The sequence below is a fragment of the Vibrio alginolyticus NBRC 15630 = ATCC 17749 genome, assembly GCF_000354175.2.
Taxonomy (GTDB): Bacteria; Pseudomonadota; Gammaproteobacteria; order Enterobacterales; family Vibrionaceae; genus Vibrio; species Vibrio alginolyticus.
On record NC_022359.1, the window covers coordinates 1,528,703 to 1,550,768 of the forward strand.

Genomic DNA, 22,066 nt, shown 5'->3' on the forward strand with positions numbered 1-22,066 from the left:
AGCAAAACTTTACTACTGAGCGAAAGTCAAAATGAAGCATAATTTAACAATTTGTTTACACTTATTGTATCTGGCTATACCACGATTTAGTTAGAGGGTTAGATACAGAAAAGCCTTTCTCTGTATCTTGCGGTGAAATAGTCGCAGCGATGTTATCGACAAATAGTTTAAGGGACGAACAGATGCCTACCGCTATCGAAAGCACACGCAACCTTAGGTATGGCCTTTGCGCTGATATCAGAGTTTGAGTACCCATACAAACTCTGGTTTTGTATGAACAGCTGCAGTCCAAAAGACCCGCAGCGTCAAAAGGAGCTTGAGATGAACGTTCAGGCATTACCCATGCATCGGTTTATCGACCATCGTGGGGACCTAGTCGGCCAACTACCCAACTGGGCTGACACTGAAACATTGGTCGGGTTTTACCGAGATATGGTATTAACTCGCACTTACGACAACAAAGCAGTTGCCTTGCAACGCACCGGTAAGCTAGGGACCTATCCCTCACACTTAGGCGCGGAAGCCATAGGCATTGCGGTCGGCAGAGCACTTAAAGCCGATGATGTGTTTGTCCCTTACTACCGCGATATGCCTGCGATGTGGTGTCGTGGCATTGGCATGGAAAAGAACCTTCAATACTGGGGTGGCGATGAGCGCGGGAGTGATTTTGCTCCTGAAGGCAGTCCGGTTCCTAGCCGAGACCTTCCCTACTGTGTACCCATAGCGACGCAATGTACGCATGCTGTCGGGGTGGCTTCCGCGCTAAAAATTCAAGGTAACCATGAAGCTGCGCTAGTCATGTGCGGCGATGGTGGTACATCCAAAGGGGACTTTCTTGAGTCAATAAACTGCGCAGGTACTTGGAATATTCCACTTGTTTTCGTCGTAAACAATAACCAATGGGCAATTTCAGTGCCGCGTAGTCTCCAATGTGCCGCCGATTTCTTATCAGAAAAAGCGCAAGGTGCAGGTATACCGGGTATTACTGTCGATGGTAACGATGTCGTCGCCGTTTATGATGCAACTAAAACCGCCCTTGAGAGAGCAAGAAAAGGGAAAGGCGCAACACTCATCGAAGCGGTGAGTTACCGACTGAGTGACCACACTACGGCCGATGATGCGACTCGTTATCGTAAAGAAGATGATGTTCAAACTGCATGGCAATACGAACCTATCGCACGTCTTAAAACGTACCTCCTTAATCAAGACGCTTGGAGCGACGAACAAGAACAGCAATGGCTAGATTACTGTAAAGAGCAAGTAGAGTTAGCTGTTGAACGCTATCTGAGCTTACCGCCACAAGCACCAGAAACCGGTTTCGATTATTTGTATGAATCGCTACCTCAAGAGCTTCATGCACAAAGAGATGAACTCATCAACAAGGCAATGAGAATGCAGGGAGGCAGACATGGCTGAGCTAACGTTGGTTGAAGCAGTAAACCTTGCCCTGCACCACGAAATGCAACAAGACCCCAATGTTGTCGTACTAGGTGAAGACGTGGGCGATAATGGTGGTGTATTTCGTGCCACTGTTGGACTCAAGCAAGAGTTTGGTCTTAAACGAGTCATCGATACGCCACTCGCTGAAGCCTTAATCGGCGGGGTTGCGGTCGGTATGGCAACGCAAGGATTACGACCTGTCGCCGAATTTCAGTTTCAAGGTTTCGTTTTTCCTGCGATGGAGCACTTAATGTGCCACGCGGCTCGAATGCGTAACAGAACTCGCGGTCGGCTCACTTGTCCCGCGGTTTTTCGTGCGCCATTTGGCGGCGGTATCCACGCTCCGGAACACCACTCAGAAAGCGTGGAAGCGCTATTTGCTCACACTGCTGGATTTAAAGTGGTGATTCCTTCTTCTCCACAACGCGCATACGGCTTACTTCTCGCTGCAATTAGAAGCAATGATCCCGTCATGTTCTTCGAACCGAAGCGCATATATCGCACCGTTAAATCTGAAGTCGTCGATAACGGCGAAGCACTCCCACTCGACACCTGCTTCACCTTACGTAAGGGGCGAGATATCACGCTCGTTACTTGGGGCGCATGCGTCGTAGAGTCACTTCAGGCCGCGCAAACCTTGTCTAGTCAGGGAATTGAAGTCGAGGTGATTGATTTGGCGAGTATTAAGCCAATTGATACCGCGACGATTTTCAGCTCACTAGAAAAAACTGGACGTTTACTCGTTGTTCATGAAGCGAGTAAAACTTGTGGTGTGGGCTCTGAGCTATTAGCTCGAACCGCTGAACATGCCATGTGCTTACTTAAAGCCCCACCTAAACGAGTAACTGGAATGGACACCATTATGCCTTATTACCGTAACGAAGATTATTTCATGGTTCAGGAAGAAGACATTGTGACCGCGGCGCGCGAACTCGTGGAGGATTGGAAATGAAGACGTTTAATTTACCCGATCTCGGTGAAGGTCTCGCTGAGTCAGAAATTGTCAAATGGCACGTTAATGTCGGAGACATGGTTAAATTAGATCAAGTGATCTTAACCGTAGAGACAGCAAAAGCGACGGTAGACGTCCCTGCCCCCTATTCGGGCCGTGTGGTCAGCCGTCATGGTGAGGAAGGTGAAATCGTCAATATTGGTGCATTACTGCTAGAGATTGATGAAACAGGTGCCGGGAGAGAAGTAACGGCAGAGAAAAAAGCCACTGCTGACGCCGCAACCGTCGTCGGTAGCGTTTCTCACCAAGCGCATCATGTTAACGTTGATGATTTCTGGATTGGTGGCAACCACAACACGACAGAAAGTAACCTCGTTACCGCCCTGCCTTCGGCTCGCTTGTTGGCACAAAAACTTGGGGTAGATCTTAACCTCGTGTCAGGTAGTGGCCCGAACGGACTTATCGTAGATGCCGATATTTACGACGAAGCCGGAAAACAGCGTCCAGGCACCGAAGTTTTGAAAGGCGCTCGACGTACCATGGTATCGTCTATGACCGAGTCGCACGAACATGTTGCCGCCGTAACCATTACGGAAGAAGCGTTGTTGGAAGATTGGCTGCCAAACGAAGATATCAGTATCCGCCTTGTTCAAGCGATTGTTCATGCGTGTCAAGAAGAGCCTGCTTTAAACGCTTGGTTTGATGCCGAAACCATGACACGCTGTGTACACACAACGGTCAATGTAGGAATTGCAGTAGATAGCCGTCATGGATTGTACGTACCAGTTTTGCGCCACGCAGATGAATACGAGCCACAAGATGTCCGTCGTTGGCTCGATCAAACCGTTGAAGGGATCAGAGAGAGAAAAATCGGTCGTGAGCAATTGCAGCACGCGACGATTACGCTTTCCAACTTCGGCGCGATTGCCGGTATTTACGCAACACCTGTCGTCACACCGCCACAAGTCGCTATTGTAGGCGCGGGCCGAATACTCGACCGAGTTGTGATAAGAAATGGTCAGGCAATTTCGGTGAAAGCAATGCCGCTATCCGTAACGTTTGATCATCGCGCTTGTACTGGTGGTGAAGCTGCAAGGTTTACGAAAGTACTTGCAGAGCACCTGCAACGTCCGAGCGAAAAGTAACTTATAAAAATCACATGATAAAGGCTTCCAGTCCGGAAGCCTTTTGTTTTAGGAAGCAAGACTATATCTACAGCTTCTCTAACAGCTCAGGCATTACCACAAACAAATCGTCGACCAATCCATAATCTGCAATGTCAAAAATAGGCGCATCAGGATCGCTATTAATTGCAACAATCACCTTGGAATCTTTCATTCCCGCCAAATGCTGGATCGCGCCAGAAATTCCGACGGCAATGTATAACTCCGGTGCAACAATTTTGCCGGTTTGCCCGACTTGATGGTCATTAGACACATAGCCCGCATCGACCGCCGCTCGTGACGCCCCTACCGCTCCACCTAGCTTGTCAGCCAATTGTTCTACTAAAACAAACTTCTCTTTACTCCCGAATGCACGACCACCCGACACTACTACTCTAGCCGCTGGCAATTCTGGTCGTTCACTTTCTGGCGTTTGTTGCGAAACAAACTCACTAAGTTTATTGATAATCACCGTGTCGACTTGAGTAAGCTTAGGGACAACTGGTGTGTCAGATAGCTCTGCGGCATCAAAAGCCGTACTTCTTATGGTCATCACTTTATAGGGATCATTCGACGTGACTCTCGCCAATGCATTTCCAGCATAAATTGGACGAATCACCGTATCGATAGACTCGATTGTCATCACGTCAGAAAGTTGACCAACATTAAGCAACGCCGCCACACGAGGCATCACATTCTTACCAAATGTACTGGCAGGAGAAAGAATGTGTGAGTAGTTTTTGGCTACTTGTGAGATCAAAGGTGCGATATTTTCCGCTAATCCATGTTCATATCCCTTCGCATCAACCCAGATAATTTCTGCAACACCCTGAACGCAATTCAACTCATCCAAAACTGATTGGCACTGATAACCAATAAGCAACACAGAAACAGGAAGAGATTTATCATCATCCTTAATCTCAAATGCCGCTTTAATTGCACACAGCGTCCCTACAGCCAACGATTGGTTGTCATGCTCTGCGAGCACAAGTGTTGCTAATGGTCGGTCTTCCATGGTCATGCCTCATATAACACGTCAGATCCATTACTTGAGCTTAGTCCACTTCACGTTAACGTCAACTGAGCTATAGTTTTCTGTATAGAAACCAAAACCTGTCACGCAGATGACGATAATAGAAAGGAAGCATAAAGATGGAACGAGAATGCATGGAGTTTGATGTCGTGATCGTGGGGGCCGGACCTGCAGGCTTAAGCGCCGCTTGTCGGCTAGCTCAACTCAGCCAAGACAGTGAAGGTGACGCACTTTCAATTTGCGTTGTAGAAAAAGGCTCAGAAGTGGGCGCACATATTTTATCTGGCGCTGTTTTTGAAACTAGTGCCTTAGATGAGCTTTTCCCCAATTGGAAAGAAATGGAGGCCCCGCTAGCAGCCTCGGTTCAACGAGATAATTTCCTTTATCTTACTACTGAACAAAACCATATTCGCGTTCCCCACTTCCTTACACCGCGTCCAATGATAAATGGCGAGAATAATTACGTAATTAGCCTTGCCAACCTTTGCCGTTGGCTCGCTAACCAAGCAGAAAATCTTGGGGTGGAAGTTTTTCCGGGCTTTGCCGCTGCAAGCATCAATTATGATCAGACTGGCGCCGTGACAGGCATTAACACGAGCGATATGGGACTAGATAAGAACGGCCAGGCCAAACCTAACTTTGAACCAGGTATCGAGCTAAGGGCAAAATACACCCTTTTTGCTGAAGGTTGTCGCGGACATCTGGGTAAAGAACTTATTCAAAGGTTCGACCTAGACGCAGGAAAGCAACCACAGCACTACGCGCTTGGCCTAAAAGAGATATGGGAGTTACCCACTGACAGTAAGGATGTATCTGGCAGTGTTATCCACTCCGCTGGCTGGCCCTTGAGTGAAACAAATACTACAGGCGGCGGTTTTCTCTATCACATGGAGAACAACCAAATCGCCGTCGGGCTTATTGTCGACTTGAATTACAGCAATCCTTACTTGAGTCCGTTTGACGAATTTCAACGCTTTAAGCACCATCCTGCTATTGAACCACATTTGAAAGGTGCTCAGCGCATCGCTTACGGCGCAAGAGCCATTGCGAAAGGTGGGCTTTCCTCTCTGCCGAGACAGCAATTCCCTGGCGGTTTATTGATTGGTTGTGATGCGGGGACTTTGAACGTCGCAAAAATTAAAGGCAGCCACACAGCAATGAAGTCCGGAATCATTGCAGCAGAAGCGGTACATACGGCCCGACAAACTGGAGCTTCTGAGCCAGACTACCAGTCGTTGTTTGAATCATCATGGTTGTATGACGAACTCGCCGAAACGCGTAACTTTGGCGCGAACATTCATAAGTTTGGCAGCATACTTGGCGGTGCTCTTTCGACTTTTGAACACAACCTGTGGCAACCACTGGTTAAGAAGCCGTTACCTTGGTCTATCAAGGACTATTCGCACGATCATGAGCAGTTAAAGCCTAAACAAGAGTGCCACCCAATTGCATACCCAAAACCAGATGGTGAAATCAGTTTTGATAAGCCTTCGTCGGTATTTTTGTCGGGAACACAGCACGAAGAGAATCAACCTTGTCACCTGGTTCTGACTTACCCTCACATTCCAATTGATGTGAATTTAGGTATGTATGACGAACCAAGTCAGCGCTATTGCCCCGCTGGGGTTTACGAAGTGGTGGAAGTGAACAATAAGTTGAAGTTTCAGATAAATGCCGCCAACTGTGTGCATTGCAAAACCTGTGACATCAAAGATCCTTCGCAAAACATCACGTGGAAAGCACCAGAAGGTGGCGGCGGACCAAGCTATCAAAACATGTAGATACGTTAGTATGTTGACGATCTAACAAATGGATAAACAAACCGATTGGCAGAGCCTCATTACTCCTGCCAATCGACAAAATGATCAAGCAAGAAGTCGATAGCCAATCGCGCTCGTAGTGGTAGAAAGTGACGATTCTGATAAACAATCCAGCTGCTGTTGCCGATTCCCCAATACGGCTCTAGTATTGGCACCAAACGACCAGACGAAATAGCATCGTTGAAACTACTCTTCGGTAAGTACGCCACACCTAATCCTTCTGCACAGGCTTGCAAGACCGTGTGTGCGTTATTGCTCTTCCATCTGCCCTGCACTTTTACGCCATCTAAAGGCTTGCCGTCTTTTTCAAACAACCAAACGTCCTTATTGGCAATAATGCAGCTATGACGCTTGAGTTGCTCTGGGTGCGTTGGTAAACCATGTTCATCGAGATAACGCTGACTGGCTGCCGCTGCCATGGGACGATCCACCAGCTTTCTCGCAACCAAGCCTGAATCACTCAACCTGCCGTAACGAATGGCAAAATCGAAACCATCTTCAATAAAGTTGACCATGCTGGTGTTGAAGTTAATTTCAACCGTGAGATTAGGATGTTGCTTGGCAAACGCCATCAAGGCAGGCGCTACATGGTTCTCAGAAAACGCACCAGCGGCACTCACGCGTAACGTACCACTCAACTGAGTTTGCTGCGTGGTGAGCTGTTCATTGGCTTGCTGAAGCCCAATCACCAATTCTTTACACTGCTGATAATACGCTTGCCCCGCTTCCGTTAGACTCACCATTCTTGTCGAACGGGCTAACAAAGCGACACCTAATCGCTCTTCTAATCTTGTGACTTGGCGACTGACATGACTGGTACTGCAACCTAACTGTTTTGCCGCTGCAGAAAACCCTAAGCTCTCAGCAACCGTAACAAACTCATTGATGCCTTCAAAACTGTCCATACTTACCTTTGCTATATAGCAATAATGTTTTGCCAATTAATCGTATTATCACTTATTTATTTAGCAATTAGTATGAAGGTGTTCAACAAATACACGTAAGCCAAAAAGGAAACCATCATGAAGAAAGTACTCATCATTGTGACGAACCATGCGACTCTTGGTGAAACTGACCAAGCAAACGGAACTTACGCGCCAGAGCTCACTCATGCCCTTAGCGAGCTACTAGGTGCAGGCTTCGATTACGACATTGCCTCTATCAAAGGTGGACAAGCACCACTGTACGGAACCGACATCGAAGGCGACGCAGTCAACGAGAAAATTTTGGCGGATGATGATTTCCAGAACCGCATCAACAACACGATTCCAGTATCACAAATCAACGGTGACAACTATGATGCGATCTTCTATCCGGGTGGCTTTGGTCTTCTTTCAGACCTAGCGAGCAACGAAGATTTTGCCAAGATTTCCGCAAAACACTATGAAGATGGCGGTATTGTGGCAGCAGTTTGTCATGGTCCGGGCGCTCTTCTTCCTATCACGCTTAGCAATGGCGAGAAGCTACTTGCGTCTAAATCAGTGACAGGTTTCACTCGCGAAGAAGAGATCGACTTCGGCACTATCAACGACATCCCATTCCTGTTGGAAGAGTCTCTTGCTCGTGGCGCAGCGCGATACTCTAAAGTGCAACCATGGCAAGAGCTTGTGATTGTGGACGACCGAGTCATCACAGGTCAAAACCCAACGAGCGCACACGGCGTAGGCAGAGCGATTGTTGAACACCTAGCTTAAACGCGCCGGAAACTACAACCATCCTAGAAGAGGAAAGCGTGCTTTGTCATGCTTTCCCTTGCTACAGGCGATCGCAAGATGCGCTTATACTTCTTCCCCTGCCTCGTCCTCTTTTACGATATCTGTTTCTTGGTTCGCCTCTTCCAACCATTGCTGTAAAGATTCACTTGCTAGCACCTTCTGTTGGTAAGCTTTGGCACCTTCGGATAACTCGATACCGTAAGTTTGGAAACGCAATGCCACAGGTGCATACATAGCATCCGCTATCGACCATTCTCCAAATAGCCAACCGTTTGGATGCAGTTCTGCTTGCCCTGCCCAAATGGCGTCAATACGAGCAATATCTTTAAGCGCACCCTTCGTTAAGTCGACTTTTCTGTGTGCGCGGATGTTCATTGGGAGTTCGTTTCTTAAATCAAAGAAACCCGAATGCATTTCTGATGCAATGGCGCGTGCTTTAGCTCGTTCTGCGGAGTTGCTTGGCCAAGCTTTACCTTGTAAGTATTGCTCGTTAACGTATTCCAAAATCGCTAATGAATCCCACACGGTTGCGTCACCATCCACCAAGGTAGGTACTTTCGCGGTTGGTGTAATACCTTCCAAGGTCTTATAAAAGTCTTCTGTGAATAATTTGAGCTTGGTGACTTCGACATCTAGTTTGAATTGAGAAAAGATCAGCCATGCGCGAAGTGACCAGCTTGAGTAGTTTTGATTAGCAATAAACAGTTTCATGACGCCTCCATGCGGTTTGTGTTTTGAGTACCCATTCACAATATCTGATTGTATTTAAGGGGACTAACGGATAGTTTTGATGGAACACTTCAACAAAAACGATGGATGAGTTTTAGATATGGATATCGATGCGTTACGCAGCTTTCTGGCTTTTGCCGAAACGGGAAGTTTCACTCGTGCAGCCAAGCAGATCAATCGCACCCAATCCGCGTTCAGTGCGCAAATGCGTAAGCTAGAAGACGAACTCAGCGTCAGTTTGTTTGAAAAAGAAGGTCGCAATCTTGTCTTAAGTGAAGCGGGATTAGCACTACGCTCTCACGCAGAGCAATTGGTTAGCTTGCACAATCAAGCACTGAAACAAGTGAAACGTTATGAAAATAAGCGTCCTCTTCGCTTAGGTTGCCCAGAAGATTACAACGACAATATCTTGCCTAAAGTCATCCGCGTATTACAGCAATCTGAGCCCACATGTTCGATTCAGGTCTTTAGTGAGCCGAGCATCACCTTGAGAGAAAAACTTGATGAAGGAAAGCTAGACGCCGCTATTGTGACAAGAGCACCGGACAGTGAGGAAGGTTACTGGCTAGCAAGCGACAAAGGCGTGTGGATTGCTCATCCTGATTTTGACATTGAGAGCGCCCAACCTCTCCCTCTCGCCCTATTCCAAACCGACTGTAAATACCATGCGGCAGCAGTAGACGGATTAACCAAACGTGGCACTCCTTATCAACTACTGGCATGTTGCAATACGGCTTCTGCACAACGAGCAATTGTACGTTCAGGCATGGCTATCGGTGCGATGGGGAGTATTAGCGTTAGCGATGATCTCGAGATCTTAGACGATATGCCATCACTGCCTTCCGTGGATATAGTGCTGGTCACGGGTGTTGAGCCTCATCCAATACTGGACAAAGAATGCTTGGCGCAATTGGTTGAGTTAGTAGCTTAACCGGATTCGCTAGCCAATCACAAAGTTAAATTCTCCCGTTAACCGCCCGTCGATTCGCATGGTTTCAAACTGCAGATAATCACGGGCTTTGCCACCCCACCATTCATCACCAGTATTGCCTTTTAAGTACAACTGAGTGGTCAGAAGCTCTTGGTTATCCCGCCACAACTTAACGTGAATGTGCGGCGGACGAGAAGCATAAGGCACAGGATACAAAGTCTGGAACAAGTAACGACCATCCGATTGAGTTTCGACTGCGCCAAAGCCTGCAAAGTGAGCATCAAACTTATCATTATTTGGCTGGTTAGGATGATCGTAAATCCCCTGCCCATCACATTGCCAGATTTCTACTTTGATGCCTGAAACTGGGTTTCCTGTTGTATCTACAACTTTGCCTTGCAGCACAATAGGTTCACCAAGCAAGCCCTCCGATTGCAGAATCAAGTTTTGACGAAGAGGAATGTCCACCACTGGATAAAATGGCCCTTCTGTTTGTGCTGGCGTTGGCCGCATTGGTGCTTTCGCTTTTAAAGAGGGTGCGAGCAACAATGTCCACAGCGCTAAAAAGTGTCTTCTTTCCATGATGCCACCAATGCAATTGCGTTGAATTAAGTTTGGTGGAACTTGAGGAATTTGCCATGACGAATATAAAAAATGCCCCTGCAAGAGAGTCATTCGCAGAGGCACTGTGGAACTAAATGATGAGTGTTGATTTAAAGTTTATGTGGCTTCGAACGCCAATGCTTTCTTCTCTACCTGACGGAAAATGAGAGTTAGCACACCATTTACCGTTAAATAAAATGCGCCTGCAATACCAAATACTGTCAACGTATCGTAAGTTTGTGCGTTAATGCGCTGCGCGTAACCCATCAGATCCATGATCGTAATCGTGCTTGCTAGTGACGTACCTTTGAAGACCAAAATCACTTCGTTCGAGTAAGCCGGAACAGCACGACGAATAGCGTATGGCAACAACACTTTCAGTGTGGCGGTTTTGTTCATGCCTAATGCACGACACGCTTGCCATTGACCGGAAGGAATCGCGTTAAACGCCCCTTTGAACAATTGAGTACTGTACGCCGCGGTATTCAACGCTAACGCCAACATCGCACAGAACCAAGGTTGGCTTAACCATGTCCAGAATACGCTTTCTCTCACAGCATCAAACTGACCCGGACCGTAGTACACCAAGAAGATCTGTACCAACAAAGGCGTACCTGTGAACAAGGTGATGATGCCACGACTTACCCAATGCAAACCCGGAGTACGTAGGATCAGAGTCAGCGTCATCATCAGAGCTAAGAGACAGCCGACAACCAAGGAAGCGGCGGTCAATTGAAGGCTAGTGCCTAAGCCATCCAGCATTTGCCAAACGTGTTGTTCGTTCATGCAGTTGCCTCCTGTCCCATGCTCATGCCTTGAATTGAGAACTTCTTATCAATCAGTTTGACGGCACGTTGTGTAATCAAAGTAATGCCTAGGTAAATCGCCGCAGCAGTTGCGTACCATGTAAACGCTTCATGCGTCGCTGCAGATGTTAGCTGCGCTTGCTTCAACAAATCCGTTACACCAATCAGTGATACAAGCGCGGTATCTTTCAGCAAAACCAACCATTGGTTCGTTAAGCCTGGTAGTGCGTGTCTTACTGCTTGTGGCAAAACAATGCGAACGAAAGCGTGTGCTTGACTGATGCCGAGTGCACTTGCTGCTTCTCTCTGCCCTCTTCCAACGGCTTTTAATGCGCCACGTAGAGTTTGAGAAGCATAAGAAGCGAAGATCAATGACAACGCCACCACGCCAGACAAGAACGGGCTAACTTCAATAAAGTCGCCGGTGATTAAAAACAGAACCTGCGTCGAACCAAAATAGATAAACAACACGACAAGGATTTCTGGCAAACCACGTACAATCGTCACAAACGCCGTCATTGGCCATTTAACGAAAACGCGGCGAGACATTTCACCACTGGCGAATACCACTGCCAGAATCAAACCGACTAAAAGGCTTGTGAAGGCCAGCTGGACAGTCATCCAACTAGCTTGAACAAGCGATAAAGAGTAACCCGTTAGTGCCATATTACTTACCGAAGTACTTGTTGTAGATTACGTCGTATTCGCCGTTCGCTTTCACTGTTTTCAGTGCCGTGTTCAGCTTGTTCACTAGCTCGTCGTTACCTTTGTTTACTGCGATACCGAAACCGTTACCGAAGTATTTAGGGTTAGTAACGTGCTCACCAACGTACGCTAGGTTATCTTCTTTCTTGAACCATTCTGCTACGACTGCTGTGTCACCGAATACAGAATCAATACGGCCATTCTTCATATCGATGAATGCGTCTTGGTAGCTTGAGTAAGGAACCGCTGTTACACCTGGCATTTGCTCAATTAGGTAACTTTGGTGTGTTGAACCGTTTTGAACACCAACACGCTTACCTTCTAGTGCTTTTTGATCAGCCACTTTTTCTTTGATAGAAACAAACGCTGCTGAGTTGTCGTAGTAAGGGTCAGAAAAGTTCACTTGCTCCAAACGCGCATCAGTAATATCCATTGCAGAAATAGCCGCATCGTAACGCTTGAATTTTAATGCAGGGATCAGGCTGTCAAAAGATTGGTTGTGGAAGGTACATTTTGCTTCCATTTCTTTACATAGTGCGTTCGCCAGATCCACATCAAAACCTTGGATTTGGTTGTTTTCATCCATGTATTCGAACGGTGCGTAAGTTGCTTCCATCGCGAATTTGATCTCTTCTTGTGCTGCTGCATTTGCTGAGACAAGACCGATTAGTGAAGCTAGTAAAATCTTTTTCATTGCAATACTCCGTGTGTACTTAGTGGGCTGACACTCGCAATGACAGCCGAGCTTATCTGTTAAATAGACTGAACTTTAAAAACGTAATTTAGTGATTTAGGTAATCGGCAAACTGAGTGGTTTGCGGATTAACAAATGCGTCGTGCGTGCCGTGTTCTACGATGTGTCCTTGTTCTAGGTATAGAACATGGCTAGCGATTTTCTTGGCGAAATCCACTTCGTGTGTCACAACTACTTGTGTAATTCCGGTTTCGCTTAAATCATTAATGATTTTGACCACTTGGTTCGTGATTTCAGGGTCAAGCGCCGCGGTAGGCTCATCAAAAAGCAAGACTTCTGGTTTCATCATCAGCGCGCGGGCAATCGCCACACGTTGTTGCTGACCGCCAGAAAGTTGCATCGGCCATGCATCCGCTTTGTCTGCCAAATGCAGCGTCGCGAGAATTTGCATTGCCTGCTTCTTCGCTTCTTCTTTATCCATGCCAGAGACTTTTACCGGAGCCTCAATCAGGTTCTCCATCACTGTCATGTGTGGCCATAGGTTGTACTGTTGGAACACCATGCCCACTTTACGACGAAGCGCTAAACCTTGCTTCTCTTTGATTTCAGTTGAAAAGTCGAATGCGTCATTAGCGATGTTTAACTGGCCGTTATCCGCCCCTTCAAGAAGGTTAAGAACACGTAGTAGAGAGCTCTTCCCTGCCCCACTTGGACCGAGTAACACCAACGTTTCACCGCTTTCACAATTAAAACTGACATCGTGTAGAACTTGGGTATCGCCGTAAGACTTATTGATACTTTTAACTTGAATACTCATGCTGCCATACTGCATTAATTGTCACTTGGCATTTATATTACTCAAAAGGATTTTTTATGCAATAAAAATGTATAAAAATTAATTTTGTTAAATTTTTGTATGATGAGCAATCAATACAACAGAGAATATGACTGGTTTAATCAGTTGGTTTTAACTGAAATTGTTGATGAAAATCCAACAATATGATGGCAATCGAAACAAGGTTAAAATTCTGGTTACTTTTGTGCTTGTGTAGACGGAATTTTGAGTCTTTGAACGTACTACACCCGACGCAGACCTTCTCATTTTTGCCGGGCTTCTCCCCTCGGTTTCCGGTAAAGCCTTCTATCGGCGGGTTCCTGATTAGGACTTTGTGAATGGACTATAATTTCTCTTTGTATTCTGGCCCTTAATTTGAGTCATCTAAGTATGAGTGAGATAACTCCATGTTGAAGTCGCATTGTTTTTCTCTCATTGCACTTGCTTCTCTGAGCTTACTTTCTATACCCAACGTTTGGAGTAGAACAGCAATCGTGTTACCTGGATTGCATGAACAGGGTATTGATCTTCAAGATAAGCCTATCTCTGCTGCGGCTACACGTGAATGGGAACTGGATTATGCTGATATCTTATTCGGTGCTTACGAAAGTAAAAGTCATAATGAGCGTGTACAAGCACTTGGTTACATGTACAACCAAAAGCTGGAACTTAACTCAGGTTGGCTGGAAAACGATATACGTAACCAAGCAGAACTGAATGGAATTGACTACGAAGATTTCTTTCTCCACTTTTCTGAAGACACTATCCTAGCTGAAGTCGACTCAAGCCATGGCGAGAATACTCTGCTCAATCGAAAACCGATGATTGTTGGTTATACGGCTAGTGCTGACCACGCCGGTTTTTGGCTATATCAACCACCGCCATGGGATGCTGATGTATTCGGTCAGGCGAATAATGGTGGTGCCCTCTATGTTTATCACTCAGAGAAGTTCGACCGCTTAACCCTTACGTTTTCCCAGTTTGCTCAAGGTGGCAACTTCATAATTGAATACCCTTCTGCTATCGACTCGTTTGGTCAGGTATCGGAGTGGAAGCCCTTTGATATTAAGAAAGATAGAACACAGGGCATGACCAAAGACCAAACAGTAAACTGGTCTGTTCCTTCGGATTGGGTTCGCGCTACAACGCATGATGGTAGCGGAAAAACTTATGGTGGCGGTCAGTACTTTGGCTCCACCTTTTTACGCGACGGCGGCCGCCTTTACTTTGCGAAAATTACTTGGCATGACGACAACATAGAAAACCGCCCACGTCTCGAAAACATTCGACTCAAAAATAGCTTCCCTGCCGTCAACATCTCAGGAGCACCAACGGAGACACCTGAAGGTCAAACCATTCAACGCTGGCGTAAAATTCGTGGCTTCGACAAATCTGCAGATCGAAACCAAGACAATTATCTTTCTTGGAATGAATACAAAAACCGTTCGAATAAGAATGCAACGGCACGATTTCGTTGGGAGTCACGGGTTATTCCACTTGGTCGTATGTGGAATCAAACCTCTTCTTGGGCATTGACCAATCTCGGCAATCCCGTTTTTACCAATACAATGCGCCACTATTACCAAGCTGAATGGGCGAAACAAGGTTTAAATGGTGCGTACAACGACGACACGAATAAGTTACTCGGTGCAAATCAGTTCTACATATATTCCGGAGGCACAGTGGGTGAGCTTGGTTTGGTGGCGGGTAGCCAAGCTGCTGACGATGCGTACAAAGCGCAATTCTCGGCGTTCTTGAATAAACTGGCAACGCAGGATGAAGATGCGTTAATTGGCCTCAACATAGGTACGGCAAACTTATTCGGTCGTAATGGGCAAAACCACTTGGTTGACGCTGGCTCCTTGTACTTGCGCGAGCACTACCTTTTCCCTTCTACCGGCTTTAGTGGCTATGCTGGGTTAGCTAAGTTTTGGGATAACTCTGCACTCGCCAAAGCTGGCCAGAAAGTGATTTATCAAGCGACAACGCGTTATGGTCGCGTTCAATACTTTGGGAACACAGAAGACAATTGGAAACAGGACCAATACTCTGCACTAGCAGTGTTCTACTTAAACTATCACCCTGAGCGCAGTTACTTTAATCAGTGGAACAATGGCTACTTATATGGAAGTAATAACACAACAAGTGACAACTTCTGGAAGGCAGGCGTACCAAAGAATATTGCTTATCAACCTAGCACCTTGCTTGCCGTTGATTTGGGAGAGCCTGCCAATCAAATACCAGAGGGGTATCAGGCGACTCCGGTAATGATGTCCACCAGCACGCCCTATCCTGCCGATTACACGGTGATTGGAGATGCTTCTATGAGCAAAGTGGCTCATCCTGACTTGCCCAATGGCGCTATCGATTTGTTACCAACCCATACGTACTTTGCGTATCACTCAGACGATACGGTGGTGGTGCATGGTCCTACGGAGATGGTGTTAGCCCGCGAATTCACTAAAGGCCGAGTGCTGTATCGGACTGATTTTTTGGCAAAAATATCGGTTACTTCTCCTCACCGAGGATAACTATCGCACTTCCAGAGCCTATGCGACCTGTAGATCAAGACGGTAACATCGGCGACTATGTTTCTCATATTGAGATTGGCGGCTACGAAGGAGTGTTCTTGCTGTATTAACGCCCTTTAAACCCCTCTCACCAAACGCTTCATAAATCGCCGTTTTTATGCTCAACGTCACTGAAAAAAACTTGTTCACTGAATCTTTATAAACCGATGTATATACTGAAGTAAATGACAACGACAAGGAAATTCAGTCACATGAAGACGACACCTTCAATGCTCTCTGTTATGCTGCTCTCAGCATTATCAACTCATGCAAATGCGGATGAATGTGGAAAAATAACCATCGCGGATATGAATTGGAATTCGGCCAGCTTAATGGCGCACATCGACCAATTTGTCTTAAATGAAGGCTACCAGTGCGATGCGGAATTGATCCCTGGTGATAGCGTTCCTACGGGCACCTCTATGATTGAAAAGGGGCAGCCTGACGTTGCGCCAGAGTTATGGACAAACGGCATTAAAGAAGCACTTGATAAAGGAATTGCGGATAAACGCTTGCGCATCGCTAGTGAATCGCTTGTCAATGGTGGTGAAGAAGGGTTTTGGGTTCCCGCCTATCTGGTAAAACAGTATCCAGAACTCGCGACGATAGAAGGCGTCATCAAGCACGCCAAACTATTTGAACACCCAGAAGATGATGACAAGTTCGCGTTTTATAGCTGCCCTGCTGGTTGGACATGCCAAATCACCTCCGGTCACTTGTTTAATGCATTAGGGTTAAGTGAGCACGGCTTTGAGATGGTTGACCCAGGCTCTGGCGCTGCACTAGCTGGTACCATCGCCAAAGCCTATGATCGCAAAATGCCTTGGTTTGGTTACTACTGGTCACCAACACCCGTATTGGGCAAGTATGATATGGTCAAAGTGGATTTTGGTAGCGGAACGGATCTGGAAGAGTATCGCAACTGTACCACCCAGCCTGATTGTACTTCTCCCAAAGTAACAATGTACCCACCTTCTCCAGTTCGCACAGTAACAACTGAGGCATTTGCGAACAAAGAACCCCAAGCATTCGCGTACTTGCAGAAACGCGGATTTACCAACGAGCAAATGAGTGAAATGCTGGCCTGGATGGAAGATAACTACGCGGACGGTGAAGAAGCGATGTTTTACTTCTTTAATACCTACCCTGACTTGTGGAAAGGCTGGGTATCTGAAGACGTCGCGGTGAGAATCGAAAAAGCGCTTTGATGATTAATACTTCGAGTGCCACAAATCATTTAACCTCCCATACCGTTTGAATAAACGGCATGGGAGGCTAATCAACGACTCGTTAATACATGGTGTGACCATTCAATGTTTCTTTGGGTATCTCTTGCAGAGCGTCCCAATGTTCAACGATCTTCCCATTGTGATCAAAACGAAAGAAATCCATCGTCACGTATTCAATATCATTAGGCCATGTTTGGTGAGTGTGTAGTGCCACCAAATTCCCTTCAGCAATGGCTCGCACAAACGTAATATCTTTATCGGGATACTCATTTTGCATCCGCTCAAAATACTCGATAAAAGCCTCGGGGCCATTTCCAACTAATGGATTGTGCTGGATGTACTCATCACCTACGTAGTCTTCAACTGCCTTTCTTGGGTTACCTCTATAGGCGGTTTCGTAAAACGCAATGGCATTTCTTTTATTCTCTTGCAGATCCATTTTTCTTACCTGTGTTGCTCCATCTTGCGGATAACGGTAATCATAGTCTTTGAACTTCAGAAGTGACTGAACATCGCGCACAAAAAAGGCCGCTAAACAGCAGCCTTCATCACTTCTACTTGGAATCATCGCCTTTCATAGCTTAAACCACACCACCAGCACCGAGCATAGAACGCTCACTGTTCTCCACCAGCAACGCGGTTGCGGTTTGTTTCAGTGTTTCCCATTCTTGGTCTTCGACAAAGATACCATTTTGCCAAGAAGCTTGTTGCGTACGGCTTAACTCATCGCCTTCAATGTGGGTGGTATATCCTTGTGCACTTTTCTCGATATCGAAATCGTTCACGGAGAGCTCGATAACCATACTATGCAAATCCGTATCATGCCCATCAAACTGATCCGAGAAAAAGACTTCTGGCGCGATTCGTCCACGGTTTAACACATAAAGCGTTCGCTTGGGACTAGAGCCATTGACCCATTGTGCACGGCACGCAATGCCTTTTGCAGAGAGCTTCAACAACTCACTAAAACCTAGCCAACGGTTATGACACTGTTTCAACGTAACGGTAATCGACTTACGGTTGATCATTTTCTCGAGCGCGAAATCCAACACCGCGGGTAAATGACACGCTACACTCCCGTTGTGCAGTTCTACCTCTATGCTTGACGGCGTACTGTTGGTCACCGATACGGCGCAGTCTGAATCTAACCCAAGAAACAGACTGGCGTTATTAAAATGACGAACTCCATGTAAGCCAACCATTTGCAAGTCCGCCACCATGTTCGCAATGACATCCGCCTCACCACAGTGACGGCGCATGCCAAGAAATGCCTTATTAACCGCGGCCACCAATTCGTTGTGAGAGACGATCATAATGCAAATCCTCCACTGATTTTTTGATTGTCACTTTGCGCAATTTCGTCACGTGGCGGCATGCTAGGGAAAATCCATGTGTCTGCCAGTTTAGGGTCGTGAATTTCATCTAACAACGGCGCACCTTGGAAGAAAGTTACTCGAACCCAACGATCCGAGCGCGGATCAAACTTAGTCGCGCCAAAGATCGCCAATTTACAGCGCAGTAAGTGCATTGGTAACGCATCTTTACGCAGCACATTCATTTGAATATCCCCCATCGCACGGTTGCCTAGCGTCCATACGCGACGTGTGATCGAACGATAAGCCGGTTTTTGCAATAGAAACTCTGCTACGGACATTTCTACATCACAGTCAAGCAAGGCCTGGTACAAGCGATTCACTTGTCTGCCGATATCAAGCGGCAGTTCTTTTTCTTCTCCAGCCTCTTCCCCGCGAACACCAAGCCTTGGCTCTTCTTTATCTTGTGAGCGATACCAGAACCAGTAGTTGTTCTCGGCTAGTGAGTAATCCGCATCAATCGCCCAGCGGTACTTGCTTTGCAACACTTCCAGTAAATCTTGGATCTTTTTCCCGCCCGGAATAGATAACGTTTCATCCGTATTCATTTGGCTAGCAAATTCATCCACTAAAGATGGGTAGAGTTCGATCAAGCAAGAGGTGAGGATTTCTTGGGCCTCCACACTCATTGTTTTCTTATGCTCGACCAAACTCGCCCAATTCGGATGTGATGCCATTAACGTTGTTAGCTCTGATAGCAGTTGTTTGATGTCTGCTATCGCTTGATGATTGAGCCTGTCTTGATGTTCATTGATGGTGATGACTTGCTCTAAATGACGCTGTGCTTTTTGCAGCAATCCTTGCAAAGGAGCATGGAATGAAGCTTCACATGGCATCGCAAAGACTCGCGCTACCGCACGTTCGCGAGAGGTCATCCATTGGTCAACGATGCACGGGTGATGAATCAAGTATGGAGCCATGCCTAAGCCAGTCGCATTGCCGACACCAAGGTAGCGCTGCAAGCCACGATGCAAAGCCACCGCCTTGTCGCCACCTTGTTGAAGTGCCAGATAGTGCACCCAATCTAGGCTGAATTCACGCAACATATATACGGCACACATTTGCGCACTAAAAGACTGGCTGAAATCTGAGTTGTTCTCTAACAGTTTGAAATCGGCGATACCAAACTTTCCGTTACCATAAACAGCTGTGGTACGCAGGATATAACCCACTTCCGCTAACTCTTTCGGCTCAGGCTGCTCGCCTTGAGAAAGCGCGCTAACAATGTGCTCAAACACGCGCACACTTTTGTTTGCGCGAGCAAGAACAAGTACGTTGTTTGGATTACGTCCCGCTTCTTGCAGCGGTACATTTTCTCGCAATCTTTCCAACAAAGTAACATCAACATCGCCTTGAAACAGTGCAAATGTGACGTCCCACTTTTCAGCAATTACGCGATCATTACGCTCGTCGTCGGCAATTTCATCACAGAATACCACCAAATGATAAACGTGCTCTGGCGTGGTCAATTTGTAAATCACATGACCATAACCACGAGGACAAAGCTGCCACTCATGCTTGGTTACTTGCCAGTTTTGGCTTGCCATATTACGAATCAGACTGCGAACAAAGCTGATTCGGTTTTGGTGCATTGCGCCAAGCCTTTCGGCTGCCATGACAATCGCTGCATCGCGCATAGTTGCTTCCGTATAAGTAGAACGATGTGCATCCATTTTGCTCACCACCTATTTGTTATTGTAAGAATACTAGGGTTTGTGCGGATGCAGGAGGAAAACACCCGCACAAGCTCCACGTTGTTTGAATTAGATAATTGTTATAGCCCTTGCTCTTTCGCCATTTTGATTGCGATTTGCGGCGCATTCCAAAGTGACGGTAACAGAATCAACGAAACCGGAACCGCGGTAATCACAATGAAAGATTGCAGTGCAGAGATGCCACCAGAGCCAAGAGAAATCAGGATCAATGCCGTCACACCCATCATTACTCCCCAGAAGGTACGGATGATCGCATTCGGCTCCGTTTCACCACTGATCACGACACTGATTGTGTAGGTCATTGAGTCGCCCGTCGTGACGATGAAGATCGTGGTTAAAATCAGAAATAGAATTGAAGTCAGCATTGGCATTGGTAGTTGCTGAGTCACCGCAAGCAAAGCACCTGGCAGGTTAAAGCCTTCGAACGCCGCACTCACGCTACCCGGTTCAGCAATTTCAAACGCAAGACCTGAGCCGCCCACAATCGTGAACCAAAAACAGGTGGTTAACGGAGCCACAATACTGATGGTGGAAATAACTTGGCGAATAGTTCGACCACGGGAAATACGCGCAATAAAGATTGCCATCATCGGACCATAACCCAGGAACCAGCCCCAGAAAAATACTGTCCACCAACTTAGCCAACCTTCGTCACCGCGATAAGTCGCCATTGGGATAAAGTTATCCAACATGCTTCCTACACCTTGAATGTATCCGTTAAAGATAAAATTCGTAGGGCCAAAAAACAGGATGTAAACCATCAATGCCATTGCCAGAATCACGTTGTAACGACTAAGCAGTTGCATGCCTCGGCTTAATCCACTGAGTGCTGACAAGGTGTAAAGAGCAATCGCAAACAAGATGATGATAAGCTGAGTGGTAAAGCCATCAGGAATATCAAACAGCGCATTTAACGCGTAGCTAACCTGCAAGCCTAGAAACCCAATTGGCCCGATGGTGCCTGCGGCTACCGCGATAATGCAGCACGCGTCAATCAATGCACCGAGTTGGCCTTTAAGTGCTCGTTCGCCCAAGACTGGGTAAAGCAAAATACGGGGTTTTAGTGGTAAACCTTTGTCGTAATGCAGGTGCATCACCACGATCGAAGTTAAGCTACCTACAATCGCCCAAGCCAGAAAGCCCCAGTGCATAAAGGATTGCGACAACGCATTCACCGCACCTTGCTGCGGGTTATCTTGCGCGCCGTATAAAGGGGGTGGGCTAACATAGTGTGCGATAGGCTCAGCCGCGGCCCAGAAAACGCCACCACCAGCCAATAAGGTACAGAAAATAATCGCCATCCAGCGGAAAGAATCCATTTCTGGTTTTGCAATCCCGCCCAACATCACCTTGCCTGTTCGCCCTGCAGCCAAGCCAAGACCAATAAGAAAAGTGAGAAGCAGCAGTAACTGCCAGTATGGACCAAACACCTGAACTGCCCAGCTAAAACCGGCGTTAACGATCGTAGATAACAGCTCGCCGTCATAAAGTGCAATAGCAACGAACAACGCGATGAAACCACCGCTATACCAAAAGGCCGGGTTATTCAGTCCTAATTTGTCCATCGTGTTTTCTGTTGTTGATGTGTTGTGTTTTACTTTTGACTTGCCCGATGACACGCTCATCGTGGAAGCTTTCATGCTATTGGTTAAATCAGACATACTCTGGCTCCAGAGGTTCTTTGCAGCAGCCAAAGACTGGCTACAAATGTGAGTTTTACGCCTGCCGTATTGTTATTATGTGGGCAGGCGGT

The 22,066-nt window shown here is 46.7% G+C and carries 20 protein-coding genes and 1 pseudogene; 8 read left to right on the plus strand and 13 right to left on the minus strand.

Annotation, left to right across the window (positions count from 1 at the left end; translation table 11 throughout):
* Positions 1-61: 61 nt before the first annotated feature.
* Positions 62-256, minus strand: a complete 195-nt coding sequence (locus N646_RS24630; RefSeq protein WP_127891143.1) for a hypothetical protein — start codon at positions 254-256, stop codon at positions 62-64.
* Positions 257-321: 65 nt separating this feature from the next.
* Between N646_RS24630 and pdhA the strand changes: the two genes are divergently transcribed.
* The 3 genes from pdhA to N646_RS22075 are packed head-to-tail and all read left to right on the plus strand — an operon-like array spanning position 322 to position 3,537.
* Positions 322-1,416 (plus strand): pyruvate dehydrogenase (acetyl-transferring) E1 component subunit alpha, encoded by a 1,095-nt coding sequence (gene pdhA / locus N646_RS22065; protein ID WP_017821215.1) that lies wholly within the window; start codon positions 322-324, stop codon positions 1,414-1,416.
* Positions 1,409-2,392: an alpha-ketoacid dehydrogenase subunit beta gene (locus tag N646_RS22070; RefSeq protein ID WP_017634235.1), complete on the plus strand. Its 984-nt coding sequence runs from the start codon at positions 1,409-1,411 to the stop codon at positions 2,390-2,392. Before pdhA ends, N646_RS22070 begins: the two co-directional genes overlap by 8 nt.
* Positions 2,389-3,537, plus strand: a complete 1,149-nt coding sequence (locus N646_RS22075; RefSeq protein WP_005375831.1) for a dihydrolipoamide acetyltransferase family protein — start codon at positions 2,389-2,391, stop codon at positions 3,535-3,537. Before N646_RS22070 ends, N646_RS22075 begins: the two co-directional genes overlap by 4 nt.
* Positions 3,538-3,604: 67 nt before the next feature.
* Here N646_RS22075 and N646_RS22080 read toward each other — a convergent pair whose 3' ends face one another.
* On the minus strand, positions 3,605-4,570 hold the full coding sequence (locus N646_RS22080) for an electron transfer flavoprotein subunit alpha/FixB family protein (protein ID WP_017821214.1): 966 nt from the start codon (positions 4,568-4,570) through the stop codon (positions 3,605-3,607).
* 137 nt (positions 4,571-4,707) lie between these two features.
* Between N646_RS22080 and N646_RS22085 the strand changes: the two genes are divergently transcribed.
* Positions 4,708-6,369 carry an electron transfer flavoprotein-ubiquinone oxidoreductase gene (locus tag N646_RS22085; protein ID WP_017821213.1) on the plus strand — a complete coding sequence of 554 codons (1,662 nt, stop codon included), beginning with the start codon at positions 4,708-4,710 and terminating at the stop codon, positions 6,367-6,369.
* Positions 6,370-6,428: 59 nt separating this feature from the next.
* Here N646_RS22085 and N646_RS22090 read toward each other — a convergent pair whose 3' ends face one another.
* Complete coding sequence (locus N646_RS22090; RefSeq protein ID WP_017821212.1) at positions 6,429-7,313, minus strand: LysR family transcriptional regulator; 885 nt, start codon at positions 7,311-7,313, stop codon at positions 6,429-6,431.
* A gap of 117 nt (positions 7,314-7,430) precedes the next feature.
* On the opposite strand from N646_RS22090, the gene N646_RS22095 reads away from it, so the two are divergent.
* Complete coding sequence (locus N646_RS22095; protein WP_017821211.1) at positions 7,431-8,102, plus strand: type 1 glutamine amidotransferase domain-containing protein; 672 nt, start codon at positions 7,431-7,433, stop codon at positions 8,100-8,102.
* An 84-nt stretch (positions 8,103-8,186) separates the two neighbouring features.
* Here N646_RS22095 and N646_RS22100 read toward each other — a convergent pair whose 3' ends face one another.
* On the minus strand, positions 8,187-8,834 hold the full coding sequence (locus tag N646_RS22100) for a glutathione S-transferase family protein (RefSeq protein ID WP_017821210.1): 648 nt from the start codon (positions 8,832-8,834) through the stop codon (positions 8,187-8,189).
* 118 nt (positions 8,835-8,952) lie between these two features.
* Here N646_RS22100 and N646_RS22105 point away from each other — a divergent pair, with 118 nt between their 5' ends.
* Positions 8,953-9,783 (plus strand): LysR family transcriptional regulator, encoded by an 831-nt coding sequence (locus tag N646_RS22105; RefSeq protein ID WP_017821209.1) that lies wholly within the window; start codon positions 8,953-8,955, stop codon positions 9,781-9,783.
* A gap of 9 nt (positions 9,784-9,792) precedes the next feature.
* Here N646_RS22105 and N646_RS22110 read toward each other — a convergent pair whose 3' ends face one another.
* The 5 genes from N646_RS22110 to artP all read right to left on the minus strand — a co-directional run bounded on the left by N646_RS22110 (position 9,793) and on the right by artP (position 13,408).
* Entirely contained in the window at positions 9,793-10,365 is a 573-nt protein-coding gene (locus tag N646_RS22110; protein WP_017821208.1) for a dioxygenase family protein, read from the minus strand.
* Positions 10,366-10,503: 138 nt separating this feature from the next.
* The gene (gene artM, locus N646_RS22115) at positions 10,504-11,172 is read right to left on the minus strand and encodes an arginine ABC transporter permease ArtM (RefSeq protein WP_017821207.1); all 669 of its coding nucleotides are present in this window, start codon (positions 11,170-11,172) and stop codon (positions 10,504-10,506) included.
* On the minus strand, positions 11,169-11,858 hold the full coding sequence (artQ, locus tag N646_RS22120; RefSeq protein ID WP_005388570.1) for an arginine ABC transporter permease ArtQ: 690 nt from the start codon (positions 11,856-11,858) through the stop codon (positions 11,169-11,171). The genes artM and artQ overlap by 4 nt, the downstream gene beginning before the upstream one ends.
* A gap of 1 nt (position 11,859) precedes the next feature.
* On the minus strand, positions 11,860-12,591 hold the full coding sequence (locus N646_RS22125; protein WP_005443853.1) for an arginine ABC transporter substrate-binding protein: 732 nt from the start codon (positions 12,589-12,591) through the stop codon (positions 11,860-11,862).
* A gap of 88 nt (positions 12,592-12,679) precedes the next feature.
* The gene (gene artP, locus N646_RS22130; protein ID WP_009704632.1) at positions 12,680-13,408 is read right to left on the minus strand and encodes an arginine ABC transporter ATP-binding protein ArtP; all 729 of its coding nucleotides are present in this window, start codon (positions 13,406-13,408) and stop codon (positions 12,680-12,682) included.
* A gap of 425 nt (positions 13,409-13,833) precedes the next feature.
* Here artP and N646_RS22135 point away from each other — a divergent pair.
* A pseudogene (locus N646_RS22135) lies at positions 13,834-16,067 on the plus strand (hypothetical protein).
* A gap of 141 nt (positions 16,068-16,208) precedes the next feature.
* Positions 16,209-17,204 (plus strand): ABC transporter substrate-binding protein, encoded by a 996-nt coding sequence (locus tag N646_RS22140; protein WP_017821206.1) that lies wholly within the window; start codon positions 16,209-16,211, stop codon positions 17,202-17,204.
* Between the two features lie 82 nt (positions 17,205-17,286).
* Here N646_RS22140 and N646_RS22145 read toward each other — a convergent pair whose 3' ends face one another.
* The 4 genes from N646_RS22145 to N646_RS22160 all read right to left on the minus strand — a co-directional run bounded on the left by N646_RS22145 (position 17,287) and on the right by N646_RS22160 (position 21,974).
* Positions 17,287-17,664, minus strand: a complete 378-nt coding sequence (locus tag N646_RS22145) for a nuclear transport factor 2 family protein (protein ID WP_031777276.1) — start codon at positions 17,662-17,664, stop codon at positions 17,287-17,289.
* 142 nt (positions 17,665-17,806) lie between these two features.
* Complete coding sequence (locus N646_RS22150) at positions 17,807-18,538, minus strand: DUF3726 domain-containing protein (protein WP_017821204.1); 732 nt, start codon at positions 18,536-18,538, stop codon at positions 17,807-17,809.
* A complete protein-coding gene (locus N646_RS22155; protein WP_017821203.1) occupies positions 18,535-20,271 on the minus strand; it encodes a hypothetical protein in 1,737 nt (578 codons plus the stop codon). The genes N646_RS22150 and N646_RS22155 overlap by 4 nt, the downstream gene beginning before the upstream one ends.
* A gap of 101 nt (positions 20,272-20,372) precedes the next feature.
* The gene (locus tag N646_RS22160) at positions 20,373-21,974 is read right to left on the minus strand and encodes a BCCT family transporter (RefSeq protein ID WP_005375792.1); all 1,602 of its coding nucleotides are present in this window, start codon (positions 21,972-21,974) and stop codon (positions 20,373-20,375) included.
* Positions 21,975-22,066: the final 92 nt, after the last annotated feature.